This window comes from Paracoccus sp. BR5-17, assembly GCF_055693925.1.
The window spans coordinates 596,490-610,252 of the sequence record NZ_JBVFUV010000003.1; the positions used below are offsets into that span (position 1 = coordinate 596,490).

At 67.2% G+C, this 13,763-nt stretch carries 8 protein-coding genes and 4 pseudogenes; 4 read left to right on the plus strand and 8 right to left on the minus strand.

The window, feature by feature from the left end; all coding sequences use genetic code 11:
* Window positions 1-280 precede the first annotated feature (280 nt).
* The 3 genes from ACZ1HC_RS04230 to ACZ1HC_RS04240 form a co-directional block, all read right to left on the minus strand.
* Window positions 281-1,312 carry an IS110 family RNA-guided transposase gene (locus tag ACZ1HC_RS04230; RefSeq protein ID WP_472698897.1) on the minus strand — a complete coding sequence of 344 codons (1,032 nt, stop codon included), beginning with the start codon at window positions 1,310-1,312 and terminating at the stop codon, window positions 281-283.
* Between the two features lie 125 nt (window positions 1,313-1,437).
* A complete protein-coding gene (locus ACZ1HC_RS04235) occupies window positions 1,438-3,267 on the minus strand; it encodes an SLC13 family permease (protein ID WP_472698898.1) in 1,830 nt (609 codons plus the stop codon).
* Between the two features lie 56 nt (window positions 3,268-3,323).
* Window positions 3,324-4,178, minus strand: a complete 855-nt coding sequence (locus ACZ1HC_RS04240; RefSeq protein WP_472698899.1) for a universal stress protein — start codon at window positions 4,176-4,178, stop codon at window positions 3,324-3,326.
* Window positions 4,179-4,266: 88 nt separating this feature from the next.
* Between ACZ1HC_RS04240 and ACZ1HC_RS04245 the strand changes: the two genes are divergently transcribed.
* Entirely contained in the window at window positions 4,267-4,701 is a 435-nt protein-coding gene (locus ACZ1HC_RS04245) for a DUF1538 family protein (RefSeq protein WP_472698900.1), read from the plus strand.
* The gene (locus tag ACZ1HC_RS04250) at window positions 4,656-5,051 is read left to right on the plus strand and encodes a DUF1538 family protein (protein WP_472698901.1); all 396 of its coding nucleotides are present in this window, start codon (window positions 4,656-4,658) and stop codon (window positions 5,049-5,051) included. Before ACZ1HC_RS04245 ends, ACZ1HC_RS04250 begins: the two co-directional genes overlap by 46 nt.
* Window positions 5,052-5,290: 239 nt before the next feature.
* Here the strand turns inward: ACZ1HC_RS04250 and ACZ1HC_RS04255 are convergent.
* Together ACZ1HC_RS04255 and ACZ1HC_RS04260 are read right to left on the minus strand one after the other, a co-directional pair.
* Window positions 5,291-6,594: pseudogene (locus ACZ1HC_RS04255) on the minus strand (IS3 family transposase).
* 122 nt (window positions 6,595-6,716) lie between these two features.
* A pseudogene (locus ACZ1HC_RS04260) lies at window positions 6,717-7,016 on the minus strand (transposase); the annotation flags it as partial.
* 97 nt (window positions 7,017-7,113) lie between these two features.
* Here ACZ1HC_RS04260 and ACZ1HC_RS04265 point away from each other — a divergent pair.
* Window positions 7,114-7,683 carry a plasmid pRiA4b ORF-3 family protein gene (locus tag ACZ1HC_RS04265; RefSeq protein WP_472698902.1) on the plus strand — a complete coding sequence of 190 codons (570 nt, stop codon included), beginning with the start codon at window positions 7,114-7,116 and terminating at the stop codon, window positions 7,681-7,683.
* A 186-nt stretch (window positions 7,684-7,869) separates the two neighbouring features.
* A pseudogene (locus ACZ1HC_RS04270) lies at window positions 7,870-8,277 on the plus strand (IS5 family transposase); the annotation flags it as partial.
* A 135-nt stretch (window positions 8,278-8,412) separates the two neighbouring features.
* On the opposite strand, the gene ACZ1HC_RS04275 reads toward ACZ1HC_RS04270, so the two are convergent.
* From ACZ1HC_RS04275 to nirB, 3 genes and pseudogenes are all read right to left on the minus strand, one after another.
* Entirely contained in the window at window positions 8,413-10,992 is a 2,580-nt protein-coding gene (locus ACZ1HC_RS04275) for a molybdopterin-dependent oxidoreductase (RefSeq protein WP_472698903.1), read from the minus strand.
* Window positions 10,989-11,318, minus strand: a complete 330-nt coding sequence (gene nirD, locus ACZ1HC_RS04280; protein WP_472698904.1) for a nitrite reductase small subunit NirD — start codon at window positions 11,316-11,318, stop codon at window positions 10,989-10,991. The genes ACZ1HC_RS04275 and nirD overlap by 4 nt, the downstream gene beginning before the upstream one ends.
* 11 nt (window positions 11,319-11,329) lie before the next feature.
* Window positions 11,330-13,760, minus strand: a pseudogene (gene nirB, locus ACZ1HC_RS04285) (nitrite reductase large subunit NirB).
* Between the last annotated feature and the right edge of the window lie 3 nt (window positions 13,761-13,763).

Consider the following 13,763-nt stretch of genomic DNA (forward strand, 5'->3'; position numbering starts at 1 on the left):
ATATCCAACCTTCTCTTGTGGATGCCGCCCTCATTTGCAAGGAATTTCTGAACCTTAGACATGTGATCGAGTGCGGACTCTTGTCAGGCCTGTTAGCGCGGCCCGATAGATGCCGCTGGCCGGGATGGTGATGCGCGGACCGGGGCCAAATCTCCAACAGCGAGCTCGAAGCTCTGAGAAGGTTTCTGGTTTGCCCAACCCGGATCATGTCGATCATTTGCCCATTCGGATCATGCCTTCCTCACAATTCTGCGTTCCGGTTTCGCGTTCTGCTGCCGGATTAGGCAGCGCGGACGACCACCGGATCGCGATAGCCTTCACCGCGCGTGAGCATCGCCCAGATGCCGCGCGCCATCTTGTTGGCCAGTGCGAAGGCCGCGACCATCGGCGGCTTGCGTTCCAGCATGCGCTCAAGCCAGGGGTTTTGAGGTGCGCCACGGTGCAGGGCCCAGCGGACCACCGCCATCGCGCCGGTGACAAGCAGTCGCCGGATGTCCCGCTGCCCCATCTTCGATGTTTTCCCCAGCCTCTGCTTTCCGCCGGACGAATGTTGCCGCGGCACCAACCCGAGCCACGCGGCGAAATCGCGGCCACGCCGGAACTGGTTCATCGGTGGCGCGAAGGTTTCGACCGCGAGCGCGGTGATCGGTCCGACACCCGGCATGGTCTGTAATTGCCGGGGCATGGTGGCCGCCCTGGACGCGGCGGCGAGCTTTGCCGAAACTGCGGCGAGGCGGGACGACAACAGGTCGATCTGTTCCAGAACCATGCGGCAGATGTCTCGCGCCAAGTCAGGCAGGCCCGAACCCGGATCATCGACAACCTTCGCCAACCGCGGGATGTATCCGACCCCTTCCGGCGCGACGTGTCCAAATTCATAGAGGTGCGCGCGCAGCGCGTTGATCGCCTCGGTCCGCTGCTTCACAATCTGCTCGCGAGCGCGAAACGCCACCGCCCGGGCCTGCTGGTCTTCGGTCTTGGGTTCGACAAACCGCATGGTCGGACGCGTCGCCGCCTCGGCGATTGCTTCTGCGTCGGCGGCGTCGTTCTTTTGCCGCTTGATGAACGGCTTGACGTAATGGGGCGCGATCAGCCGGACTCGGTGCCCGTGGGCGGTCAGTTCCCGTGCCCAGTGATGGGCGCTTGGGCAAGCCTCCATCGCCACATCGCATGCGGGATAGTCCGTCATGAACCGCGCAAACTGCAGTCGCGACAGCTTCTTGCGGAAAACGACCGCCCCGTCCGCTGTCGCCCCGTGCAACTGGAACACGTTCTTTGCCAGATCGACCCCGATGATGCTAACTTCTTCCATGGATGCCCTCTCCTTCAGCTTGTGCTTCGACACCACGAGTATGGCACATCGCGATGCCGTCAGGGTGAGAGCGGCATCCACCCCATCTCCACCCTCTGGCAGTCTTCTGGCCTGGGGCATCGTCGCTAGAAAGGCAGCACGAGCGGCACCAGCGCCACATTCGCGGCCATGCAGATCAACGCGAAAGGCACGCCGATCCGCAGGAAATCTGCGAACCGGTAGTTGCCCGGCCCCACCACGAGCGTGTTCACCGGCGAGGAGACAGGGGTCATGAAGGCAGCCGAGGCCGCCAGCGCGACTGTCATCGCGAAGGGATAAGGCGAGGCGTCCAGCGCGCTGGCGACGGCCAGCGCAACGGGGGCCATCAGAACGGCCGTTGCGGTGTTGGAGATGAAGAGCCCCAGCAGCCCGGTGACCGCGAAGATCGCCGCCAGCACCAGCCGGGGCGAGGCACCATCCAGCGCACCGAGCAGCGCCTGCGCCGCGATATCGACCCCGCCTGTGCGCTGCAACGCCAGCGAGAAGGGCAGCATGCCCACGATCAGGATGAGGCTCTGCCAGTGGATCGAGCGATAGGCGCCCGCCATGTCGATGCAGCGAAACAGGCCCAGCAGCAGGCAGCCGAACAGCGCCGCCTGCACATTCGGCACGATCCCCCAGACCATCAGCACCACCACCAGCGCCAGCACGCCCACGGCCAGCGGGGCGCGGTGGCGGGCGGGCACGGCCTCGTCGGATTCGGCGGGCAGATCGAGCAGCACCAGATCGCGCCGCTCGTCCGCCAGCTTGCGGATCGCGCGCCAGGGACCGACGGTCAGCAGCGTGTCGCCAGGGCGCAGCGGCTCGTCGATCACGCTGTCGGGCACGGGTTTCGTGCCGTGCTTCATGCCGATCACCGAGAGGTCATGGGTGCTGCGGAACCGGGCCTGCGTGACCGTCTTGCCGATCAGGCGCGACGTCGGCGGCACGATGATCTGCGCCATGCCGATTTCCTGCGCCGTGTCTGTGAACCACCGCCCCGAGACCGGCAGCGCGATCAGATCATGCGCCCGCGCGAAAGCGTCCAGATCGAAGCTCGATGCGCCGTTCGCGCGCTGGTCGATCAGCAGGATGTCGCCAGCTTCCAGCACCGTCTCGGCGCGGGGCTGGATCAGCTTGCGCCGGAATCGGCTGCCGCGCTCGATGGCGACGATGTTGATGCCCGCGCTGGCGCGCAGGTCCAGGGTATCCAGCCGCTTGCCGGCAAGGTCGGACCCCGCGCGCAGTTGCAGCCGGTGCTCTCGGCCGGCAAGGCCGTAATCTGCAACCCAGCCCGTCAGGGCGGCTCGCTCGGGCAATTCAGGCGCCGGACCCGGCGCAAGGAAGCGGCGCGCGACCAGCATGTAAAGGATGGCCAGCACAAGGATCGGCACGCCAAAGGGTGTGAAGGCGAAGAAGCTGAAGCCCTCGTGCCCCTGCCGCATCAGTTCGGAATGCACGACCAGATTGGGCGCGGTGGCGACCAGCGTCATCATCCCGCTGATCAGCGCGGCCATCGAGAGCGGCATCATCAACCGGCCCGCCGGAATGCGTGCGTTGCGGGCGATGCGCAGGACGATGGGGATGAAGATCGCGACGACGCCGGTCGAGGACATGAACGAGCCCACCGCGGCCACGATCAGCATCAGAAGGAAGATCAGCTTCGCCTCGCTGGCACCGGCGCGTGCGGTCAGCCAATCGCCCAGACGCTGCGCAACGCCGGTGCGCACCAGCGCCTCGCCGATCACGAACAGGGCTGCGATCAGCACGATGTTCGGGTCCGACAGGCCCACCAACGCCTCGGACATGCTGATCACGCCTGTCATCGGCAGCGCGACCATCATGATCACTGCCACCACATCCATGCGCGGCCGGTTGAGCGCGAACATGACCACCGCCGCGCCCAGCAGGGCCAGCACCATGGCGAGGGGGGACATCAACTAGACCTCGCGCAGTGGTGCGGTGCAGTTTGGGATATGTGTGATGGCGCAGATCATGCCTGTGGCGGAACTGCGAGCACGTCGATCTCGACGCTGCCCATCAGCTCCTGCGCCACGCTGCCCAGGAACAGGCGCCTGATCCCCGAGAGCCCGCGCGTGCCGATCACCAGCAGATCGGGTTTTGCCTGTTCCACCAGACCGGAGATGGCATCGGCGCCAACGCCCTCGATGATGCGGGCGTTGTAGTTCAACTCACCAAGGTCGAGGCCCTGAATGAACTGGCCAAGCTCACGACGCGTTGACTGGAACTCGCGCTCGGCTTCCTGATGAACGCGCTCGGCCGGGATGCCGGCATGCGTCATCATCTGCCGTGTGATCGGCGCATAACCATGCACGAAAGAGACATCGGCATTCTCCAGCAGACCAAGCGCATGCGCCTTGCGCGCCGCGTGGCCCGAGGCCTCGGACATGTCCGTTGCTATGAACACCTTGCGCCAGCGCTCACCGGTCTTGGAGTTCGCCATCAGCACCGGTCGCCCCGCCGTGCGGGTGACACGCTCGATCGTCGTGCCGACGAAGACATCGCGCAGGAACTGCCGCCGATGCGCCCCCATGACGATCAGATCGGCCTCGCGAGCGCGCGCCTCTTCCCCGATGACATGGAAGGCGTGGCCCGTGGCCACTGCGACATCGCAGGCGGGCGGCTTGCCGAAGCCCTTCACGTGCTTTGTCAGATAATCCTCGGCGCTCCGGATCTCATTGCGCATCCGGTCTTCGAGCAAGTCATCCTCGACCACATGCAGGATGCAGAGCGCCGCACCGGAACCCTCGGCAAGCTGCACCCCGCGCTGGACGGCGGGTTTCGAGCGGGACGAGAGGTCAGAGGCGACGAGGATGGATTTCAGCATGGGCGTCCGGGCTTCTGGTCAATTATCGGGCTTCTTGGCAGTATTGCATTGAAACAAAATCGAGAAAACCCGAAAGCGCCTGGAACGCATGCACGCACTGCAACCTCTTGCCCTGGCCCTGCTCGCAACCCTGCGTGACATGGCGCCGATCCTTGTGACCATCGCGCTGTTTCAGGGGCTGGTGCTGGGGGTTTGGCCCGATGACCCGGCGGGCCTGCTGGCGGGGTTGGTTGCGATCCAGATTGGCCTTACGCTGCTGGTGCGCGGACTGGAGATGAGCCTCTTCCCCATCGGCGAGGCGCTGGCCGATGCCATGGCGCGGCGCGGCCATCCCGCCTGGCTGATGGGGTTTGCCTTCGCCCTCGGCTTCGGCAGCACCGTGGCCGAGCCTGCATTGGCAGCCGTTGCCGCGCAGGCGGCGAGTGCCATGGTTGCCGATCCCGATTTCCCGGCAACCGAGACCCAGCGGCTCTTACCGTGCAGATACGCTACGGCGTGGCGTTCGGGCTGGGGCTGGCACTGATGCTGGGGGTCTGGCGCATCCTCAAGGGCTGGCCGCTGATCTGGCTGGTGCTGCCGGGCTACGGCGTGATCGCCGTGATCGCAGCGCTCACCGATGCCCCCTTCGTTGCCGTGGCGCTGGACTTTGGCACCGCTGCAACCTCGGCCATCAACATCCCGCTGATGCTGGCGCTCGGGATCGGACTGGCCTCGGTCCTGCGCAGCCGCAACGCGCTGGTCGATGGCTTCGGCATGGTGGTCATGGCCAGTCTGACAACGATGCAGCTGAGTGGGTGGTGGCGAACGTCCTGCACTGGCAGCCCTCCGGCCGCTTCGACGTCTGGCATGATCGGGCCGCGTTCCATTTCCTGACCGAGGCTTCCGATCAGGACGCCTATCTGCGGGGCATGGATCGGGCCCTTGTCCCCGGCGGCCACGCCATCATCGGAACGTTCGCGCCAGATGGCCCGAGCTCGTGCAGCGGTTTGCCGGTCGCGCGCTATGATGCGGCCCTGCTTTCGCAACGGCTGGGTAGCGCCTATCGGCTCGTCCGATGGTAATCCTCCCCGTTTTGTACCGGGGCACGGTTTTGAGACAGCGCTTTGCGCCGGTCATGCCGCCAGTTTGAACCCCGTGGCGGCTTCGGTTTCAAGCGTCCTCTGCTCTGCGCGGATCTGATCGGGCGTCCTGTGCCCGTGCCGCTCGCGCAGCCAGCTGGCGTTGTAGAGAGCCGCAAACGCGGTCAGCGCCAGCCTGAGTTCCTCGATCGTGGCGAAGTGCCGAACCCAGAGGAGCTGCTCCTTCAGCGTCCGGATCGCCCGTTCGGCCACGCCGTTGCCTTCGGGCTGGCGGACGAAGGCGGGCGAACTGGTCATGCCGAGGAACCGGATCTCGCGCTGGAAATCGCCCGACATGTAGTTCGAGCCGTGGTCGTGGCGCAGGACGAGACCCTGGGCCACCCCCGATTTGTCGAGCGCGCCAAAGTGCCTGGCCACCCCTTGCCGGATCGGATCCAGCGCCTCCCAACGGCTGGCGCCGGAGGCGGCGTGGATGCCCACAAACTCGCCCGAGCAGTGGTCAACCGCGACAAAGACGTAGGCACGACCCTCGGCTGTCGTGAGGGTCTCGGTCATGTCCGTGCCCCACACCTGATCCACCCGCTCCGTCACGACCGTCCCGTCATGGGGATGCGCCGCCCGTGGTGCCGGCCGGTGAGGGGCAAGCAGGCCATGCTCCTTCATCAGCCGCCGCACCCGGCGTGCTGCCGTGCGCAGGCCGCGAAAGCGCAGGCGCGCCCAGACCTTGCGATAACCCTCCCCCGTGAAGGGCGAGGCCTCGATGACCTCCCGGATCGCCGCCAGCAGGTCGGTGTCGCTGGCCGCGCCCTGCGGTCCGCGACGCCGAAAGCGGCGCGGTTCGCTTGCCGCTGCCCGGGCGCGTTGGCGATGGAGGGTTGCCCGTGACAGACCCCAGAACCGGCAGATGGTGGCCAGCGGGTAGCGGCGCTGAAGGGAGGGCGAGATCATCTGGCTCATCTCCTCGACCTCCCGCGGGCCAAAGGGCGGCCCGCCTCCAGCTTGTCGATCTTTGCGTAAAGAAGCTCGTTGGCCATGGTGATCTCGCCCACCTTTGCCTGCAGCCGCGCGATCTCGTCGTCACGCGCGTCGCGCTCGCGCTCCTTTAGCGCGCTCTCACCTGCCAGCAGCACCCGGTCGCGCCACGCTGAGAGCCGATGCGCCGGAACGTTCAGCTCGCGCGACAGCGCCTCCAGGCTCTCGCCCCGCATCAGCCGCTGCACCGCCGCAAGCTTCCGCTTCGCCGAGAACCGCTTCCCCGGCCCGGCCTCGGCCCCGCCGCCGCCAGCGTGTGGGGCGCGCGTCGCCGGGGCCGAAGCCTCCGTTGCACCAGGCTTCATCTCGTTCTTATCGTCCATGCTCTACCCCCACTTCACTGGGAAAAGTAGCGCTAGCCGCTGTCTCAAGAAACCGTGCCCCGGCCCATAATCCTCCCCGTTTTAACGGGGTGCAGCCGTAGAATTCACGCGGCCATCTTCAGCTTCATGGCAGGTGTGACCCCGCCGATGCCCATGTTGGGGCGTTCGTTGTTGTAGGTCCAGAGCCATTCGGTGGCGATCTGCTGCACTTCCTCGATGGTTTCAAAGATGTAGAGGTCCAGCCATTCATGTCGGACCGTCCGGTTGTAGCGCTCGACGTAAGCGTTCTGCTGCGGCTTGCCGGGCTGGATGTAGGTCAGGGCGATGCCCTGCTTCTCCGCCCAGGTCATGAGCGTCGAACTGACATATTCCGGGCCATTATCGACCCTTATGGAAAGAGGCTTGCGGAGATGCCTGCATTCCGGACTACAAGATCACGCACATCGACGACCTGCTGCCGTGGCGTTGGCGGGCCGGCATCAAGAAGGACCCCTTGCCGACATGACCATCGCTCATCTCAAGATCACCCTCGAAGGCATTGCTCCCGTCGTGTCGCGGACCCTTGAAGTGCCGACCGACATCCGCCTCGACAGATTGCACCTGGTTATCCAAGGGGCGATGGGATGGGAGAACTGCCATCTCTACGAGTTCCTGGCAGGTCAGGCCCGCTGGAGCCTGCCAGATCCAGACTTCGGCACCGACGCGTTGCCGGTCGCCAAAGCCAGGCTCGCCGACGTTATCGGCGCCGCCGGAACAACCCCAATCCGCTATGTTTATGACTTCGGAGACCACTGGGTCCATCTGATCGAGGCAACGATCATCGGTGACCCGATACCGGGCAACCTTTATCCCCGCTTGCTCGACGTTATCGGAAAATGCCCGCCCGAGGACGTCGGCGGCCTGCCAGGATACGAGAACTTCCTCAGCGCCATCAGCAACCCAAAACATCCCGACCACGAAGAACTGACGGAACGGGCGGGCGAGCCGTTCGATCCACATGTCCCGGACGCTGATGAGCTCCGCCTCGATGTCCTTAAGCTTGCAAAGAAATGGAAGCCGCGGACCATCTGAGCGGCTTCACCGGACGGTTACTGAGGCCGACACCGCTGCAGCTGTTCTTGCCCAGATCGACGCCAAGGAACACAATGCTCATAGTCCGCTCCTTCCTCCAGTGAAACACCGACATCCTACAAGGAGGTCGGCGGGAGGGGCGGGCCATCCATAAAGGGGGCCCGACGATCAGCGCGGGCGCCATCGGGGCGCACGAAGGGCGAGTTGAACACCAAGCTGCATGCCGTCACCGACGCGAGGGGTCGTCCGCTGAAGTTCTTCATGACCGCAGGCCAGATCAGCGACTACACCGGTGCTGCGGCCTTGCTGGGCGCCGTGCCCGCCGCAGAATGGCTGATCGCCGATCGGGGCTACGACGCCGACTGGTTCCGGGAAGCGTTGAACGACAAGGGAATACGCCCCTGCATCCCGGGCCGGAAGTCGCGCGGCAAGGCCGTCCGCTACGACAGGCGCCGATACAAGCGGCGTAACCGGATCGAGATCATGTTCTGCCGCCTGAAGGATTGGCGCCGCATCGCGACCCGCTACGACCGCTGCGCAAAGACCTTCCTCTTCACCGTCGCCCTCGCAGCAATCGTCATCTTCTGGCTTTGACGATCAATGAGTCTGGAGCCTACCTACTTGTCGATCTCTCAGCTGGCTTGTGTCGGAGGGGCGGAATGCGACAGGTATTATTTTCACGCATCCCGACGCACGGAAATAGTTACCCTGCGGTCGGGTTTAGCAGGTTCACTCGGCGGCGACCCTCTGCCTGTACTGCACAAGAAGCGCGGCGAGTTCGGGGCGGCAGGAGCCGCAATTCGTGCCCGCACCGAGGGCGGCGCCGATGGCGGAAACGCTGGTCGCCTGGCCGGTCACGATGGCGGCGCGGATCTGGTTGAGGCCGATGTCCAGGCAGGCGCAGACGGTGGGGCCGGGATCGGGGCGATCCGCGCCGGGCTGGCCGGCGAGGATGGCGGGGCCGGGCTCGGCGAGGGCGGCGCGCAGGTAGCTGCGGGCGAGGAGGATCGGCTGCGGGGCGATGAACAGGGCGCCGGTGAGGCGGGCACCTTGGGTGAAGGCGAAGCGTGCGATGCCGCGGGTGGGGTGGGTGAGCTCGCTGGTGGGGGCGGCGCCGAAGAGGGCTTCGGCGAAGGCGCGCCAGTCCTCGGGGGCGGTGCCGGCGAGCTCGTACTGCAGGCCGCCTGCAATGGCGGCTTTGGCCCAGTAGGCGCAGGTCGGCGCAAGCGGGGCGGCGCTGATGGCGTAGCCGAACCAAGCGGCGCGGAAGGGGCGGATGTCGACGGCGGCCGATTTGCTGGCGGGCTGGCCCGAGACGGGGTCGGTGAGGCCGGGTATCAGCGCGTCGATGCGGCCCGAGGGGGCGGTCTCGGCAGTCCAGTGGATGGGCGCAAAGGGGTGGCCGGGCTGGACCTTGGGCGTGATGAGGGTGCGCAGGATGGCCGTGCCGTGGGCGCTGGTGATCTGGGCCAGGGAGGCGGGGGCAAGGCCGAGGCGGAGGGCGTCCTCGGGGTGGATCTCGAGGAACGGCTCGGCAAGGTGCTGGCTCAGGCGCGGGGCGAGGCCGGTGCGGGTCATCGTGTGCCACTGGTCGCGGATGCGGCCGGTGTTGAGGCGGAAGGGCGCGGAGTCGGACACGCGTGCGCTGACGGGGACCATCCGCGCGCGGCCGTCAGGCGTGTGGAACCTGCCGGTGCCGAAGAAGCGGCCGCCTTCCTGGCTGTGGTTTTGGGGCCAGAGGGTCGGTTCCAGCCTGTCATAATCGGCGGTGGCGAGGTTCGAGATGTCGAAGTCGCTGCCCAAGGTTCCGGCGATGCCGGAGAGGGTGGCGTGTTCAGCGAAGATTTCGGCCGGAGCGGTCCAGTCGAAGCCTTGGAGCCCCATGCGGCGCGCGACTTGCGCCAGTTGCCACCAGTCGGGGCGGGCCTCGCCCGGCGGCGGCAGGGCGGCGCGCTGGCGGCTGATCAGGCGCTCGGAGTTGGTGACGGTGCCGTCCTTTTCGCCCCAAGCGGTCGAGGGTAGCAGCACCTTGGCGAGGCGGGCGGTGTCGGTGTCGGGCCATGCCTCGGAGACGACGGTGAAGTCGCAGGCGGCGATGGCGCGGGCGACGCGGTCCGCTTCTGGCATGGTGACGGCGGGGTTGGTGTGGATGATCCAGAGCGCCTTGATGCGGCGCTCCTCGACCGCGCGGAACATGTCGACGGCCTTGAGGCCAGGGCGGGTCGCCATCTTCGGGGCGTTCCAGAATGCGCCTACGGCGGCGCGGTGGGCGGGGTTTTCCAGCTCCAGGTGGCAGGCGAGCATGTTGGCGAGGCCGCCGACCTCGCGCCCGCCCATGGCGTTCGGCTGGCCGGTGACGGAGAACGGCCCGGTGCCAGGGCGGCCGATGCGGCCGGTTGCGAGGTGGCAGTTGAGGATCGCGTTGACCTTGTCGGTGCCGCTGTCGCTCTGGTTGATGCCTTGGGAATAGACGGTGACGGTCTTTTCCGTGCCGGCCCAGAGGTCGAGGAACTGCCGGAGGGTTTCGGGCGGCAGGCCGGTGTCCTCAGGGCGGCTGGCGCGGGCGGCGGTGAGGGCGGCGTCGAAGCCGGTGACGTGGAGCAGGAAGGCGGCGCTGGTGCGGGCGCTGTCGTGGAGGTGGCAGAGCAGCAGGTTGAAAAGATGGCCGTCCGCGCCGGGGGCGAGGGGCAGGTGCAGGTCCGCATCCTCGCAGGTGGCGGTGCGGCGGGGGTCGATGACAACGATCTTCATCTGCGGCCGGGCGGCGCGGGCGGCCAGCAGGCGTTGGTGCAGGACCGGGTGGCACCAGGCGAGGTTCGAGCCGGTGAGGACGACGAGATCGGCAAGTTCCAGATCCTCGTAGAGGCCGGGGACGGTGTCGGTGCCGAAGGCGCGTCGGTGGCCGGCGACGGAGGAGGCCATGCAGAGGCGTGAGTTGGTATCGATGTTGGCGCTGCCGATGAAGCCCTTCATCAGCTTGTTGGCGACGTAGTAGTCCTCGGTCAGGAGCTGGCCGGAGACATACAGCGCCGCCGAATCCGGGCCGTGCTGGGCGATGGCGTCGGTGAAGCGGTCGGCGATGAGGTCGAGGGCGGTGCTCCACGAAGCATCCGCGCCGTGGATGCGGGGGGTCAGAAGGCGGCCTTGGGTGCTGAGGGTCTCGCCCAGGGCCGCGCCCTTGACGCAAAGGCGGCCGCGGTTCGCCGGGTGGTCGGGGTCGCCCTTGATGGTCAGGCCCCCCTGACCGTCCGGTGTCGCGAGGACGCCGCAGCCGACGCCGCAATAGGGGCAAGTCGTGCGGACCGTCATGCCGCCCTGCGCGAAAGGAAGGAGGCGTCGAGGAGGATGCGGCCCTCGCGGACCTGCACGGCGTAGGTGGCGACGCGGCCTTCGTCGGCGCCCTGGGCCTCGCCGGTGGCCATGTCGAAGACCCAGTTGTGCAGGGGGCAGGTGACGGAGGTGCCGTGGACGATGCCTTCCGACAGCGGCCCGCCCTTGTGGGGGCAGCGGTCGTCGAGGGCGAAGACCTCGTCGCGCGCGGTGCGGAAGATGGCGACGCAGCCTTGGGGGGTGCGAACGACGCGGGCGCCCTCGCGCGGGATGTCGTCGAGTGCGGCGATGTCGATGAGGTTCATTCGGCGGCCCTCTATTCTGCGGCTCGAAGCGTGAGATCGGCGATGGGCGACCATTCCGCCGGGCGGGCGGCGTGGTCGGCCCAGGGATCGGCCTGGTAGACCGATTGGCTCAGCATGAAGCGGTCGTAGAGCGCCGCGCGGGTGGCGGGGTCCGCCACCTGCTCGCGGCACCAGTCGAGACCGACCTTGTCCACCCATTTGTAGATGCGATGGAGGTAGCGGGCGTTCTCGCGGTAGAGCTGGACGAAGGCGGCGACGGTCTCGCAGACCTCGTCCGCGGTGGCGACGGTCAGCAGGGGAACGGTCTCGCGCACATCCATGCCCGCCGCGCCGGCGACGCTGATCTGGAAGCCGCTGTCCACGCAGACGATGCCGATGTCCTTGCAGGTCGCCTCGGCGCAGTTCCGGGGGCAGCCCGAGACGCCAAGCTTAACCTTGGCCGGGGTCCAGGAGCCCCAGAGCAGCTTTTCCAGCCGGATGCCGAGGCCGGTCGAGATCCTGCGTGCCAAAGCGGCAGAACTGCTGGCCGACGCAGGTTTTGACCGTGCGCAGCCCCTTGGCATAGGCGTGACCCGAGACCATGCCGGCCTCGTTAAGGTCGGACCATATCGCGGGCAGGTCTTCCTTGCGAACACCCAGCAGGTCGATGCGCTGGCCGCCGGTGACCTTCACCATCGGCACGTTGTAGCGGTCGGCGGCGTCCGCGATGGCGCGCAGCTCGGCCGGCGTGGTGACGCCGCCCCACATGCGGGGGACGACGGAATAGGTGCCGTCCTTCTGGATGTTGGCGTGGTTGCGCTCGTTCACGAAGCGGCTCTGGCGGTCGTCGCGATAGTCGAGCGGCCAGTCGGCGAGCAGGTAGTAGTTCAGCGCCGGGCGGCAGGAGGCGCAGCCGCCGACCGTGGTCCAGCCGAGTTCCTGCATGACCGCGGGGATGGACTTGAGGCCCATCGACTTGATGAGGCGGCGCACGTCCTCATGCGTGTGGTCGGTGCATTTGCACATGGGCGGGCTCTCGTTGGCGGCAAAGCCGTCGCCCAGGGTGAGGGCCATGACCTGCTCGACCAGCCCGGTGCAGGTGCCGCAGGAGGCGCTGGCCTTGGTGAGGCCGCGCACTGCGTCCAATGTGTTGGCTCCGCCCTCGATGGCGCGGGTGATCTGTCCCTTGCAGACGCCGTTGCAGCCGCAGATCTCCGCCTCAGGCGGCAAGGCTGCAACGGCTGCCAGAGGGTCCGCTTGGGCACCTCCGGCAAAGGCGGGGCCGAAGATGAGCGTGTCGCGGTCTGCGCTGACGTCGGCGCCCGAGCGGATCTTGTCGAAGAACCACGCGCCGTCGGCGGTGTCGCCATACATGACGGCGCCGATCAGGCGCTCGCCTTCCAGGATCAGGCGCTTGTAGATGCCGCGGCCGGGGTCGCGGAAGACGATGTCCTCGCGGCCGGGGGCGTCCGCGAAGTCGCCGGCGCTGAAGAGGTCGCAGCCGGTGACCTTCAGTTTCGTGGCGGTCTGGACGGGCTTGAAGGCGGCGCCCTGCCCCGCCAGTGTCGCCGCCAGCACCTTGGCCTGATCGTAGAGCGGCGCGACGAGGCCGAAGAGCTGGCCGTCATGCTCCACGCATTCGCCGAGCGCGTAGATGGCAGGGTCGCTGGTCCGCAGCTGGTCGTTCACGGTGATGCCGCGCGAGACTTCGAGGCCGGCGTCATTGGCCAGCCGCGTCTCGGGGCGGATGCCGACCGCCATGCAGACGAGGTCGGCGGGGTAGACGGTGCCGTCTTCCAGCAGGACGGCCTCGACGCGGTCCTCGCCGAGGATCGCCTTGGTTGCCCCCTTGCAGTGGATGCGGATGCCGCGCTTTTCGAGGTCCTTCTGCAGCAGGTAGCCGGCGGCGGGGTCGAGCTGGCGCTCCATCAGGTGGCCCATGAGGTGGATCACCGTCACTTCGGCGCCGCGCGCGGCCATGCCGGCGGCGGCCTCGAGGCCGAGGAGGCCGCCGCCGATCACCACGGCCTTCGCGCCGGGGCGGGAGGCGGCGATCATGGCATTGGTGTCCTCCAGGTCGCGGTAGGAGACGACGCCGGGCAGCTTGTGGCCGGGGATCGGGATGATGAAGGGGGCCGAGCCGGTGGCGATGACCAGCACGTCGTAGTCCACCGGGCCGTTCTTCCCGTGGACGACTTGCGCCTGCCGGTCGATGGCAGTCACGGCCTCGCCGAAGCGGGTGGTGACGCCTTGGGCCTGATACCACGCCTCGTCGTGGGTGACGATCTGCTCGTAGGTCTTTTCGCCCGAGAGGACCGGGGAGAGCATCAGGCGGTTGTAGTTGCCGCGCGGCTCGGCGTTGAAGAGGGTGACGGTGTAGGCGCCGGGGGCGGTCTCGAACAGATGCTCCAGCATCCGGCCCGAGGCCATGCCCGCGCCGATGACGACAAGGTTCTTGGTCATGGC

Excerpts from the sequence above, each read along its gene's own strand:
- ACZ1HC_RS04230 (WP_472698897.1), bottom strand. The coding sequence starts at position 1,312 with ATGGAAGAAGTTAGCATCATCGGGGTCGATCTGGCAAAGAACGTGTTC.
- ACZ1HC_RS04235 (WP_472698898.1), bottom strand. The coding sequence starts at position 3,267 with ATGTCCCCCCTCGCCATGGTGCTGGCCCTGCTGGGCGCGGCGGTGGTC.
- ACZ1HC_RS04240 (WP_472698899.1), bottom strand. The coding sequence starts at position 4,178 with ATGCTGAAATCCATCCTCGTCGCCTCTGACCTCTCGTCCCGCTCGAAA.
- ACZ1HC_RS04245 (WP_472698900.1), top strand. The coding sequence starts at position 4,267 with ATGCACGCACTGCAACCTCTTGCCCTGGCCCTGCTCGCAACCCTGCGT.
- ACZ1HC_RS04265 (WP_472698902.1), top strand. The coding sequence starts at position 7,114 with ATGACCATCGCTCATCTCAAGATCACCCTCGAAGGCATTGCTCCCGTC.
- ACZ1HC_RS04275 (WP_472698903.1), bottom strand. The coding sequence starts at position 10,992 with ATGACGGTCCGCACGACTTGCCCCTATTGCGGCGTCGGCTGCGGCGTC.
- nirD (WP_472698904.1), bottom strand. The coding sequence starts at position 11,318 with ATGAACCTCATCGACATCGCCGCACTCGACGACATCCCGCGCGAGGGC.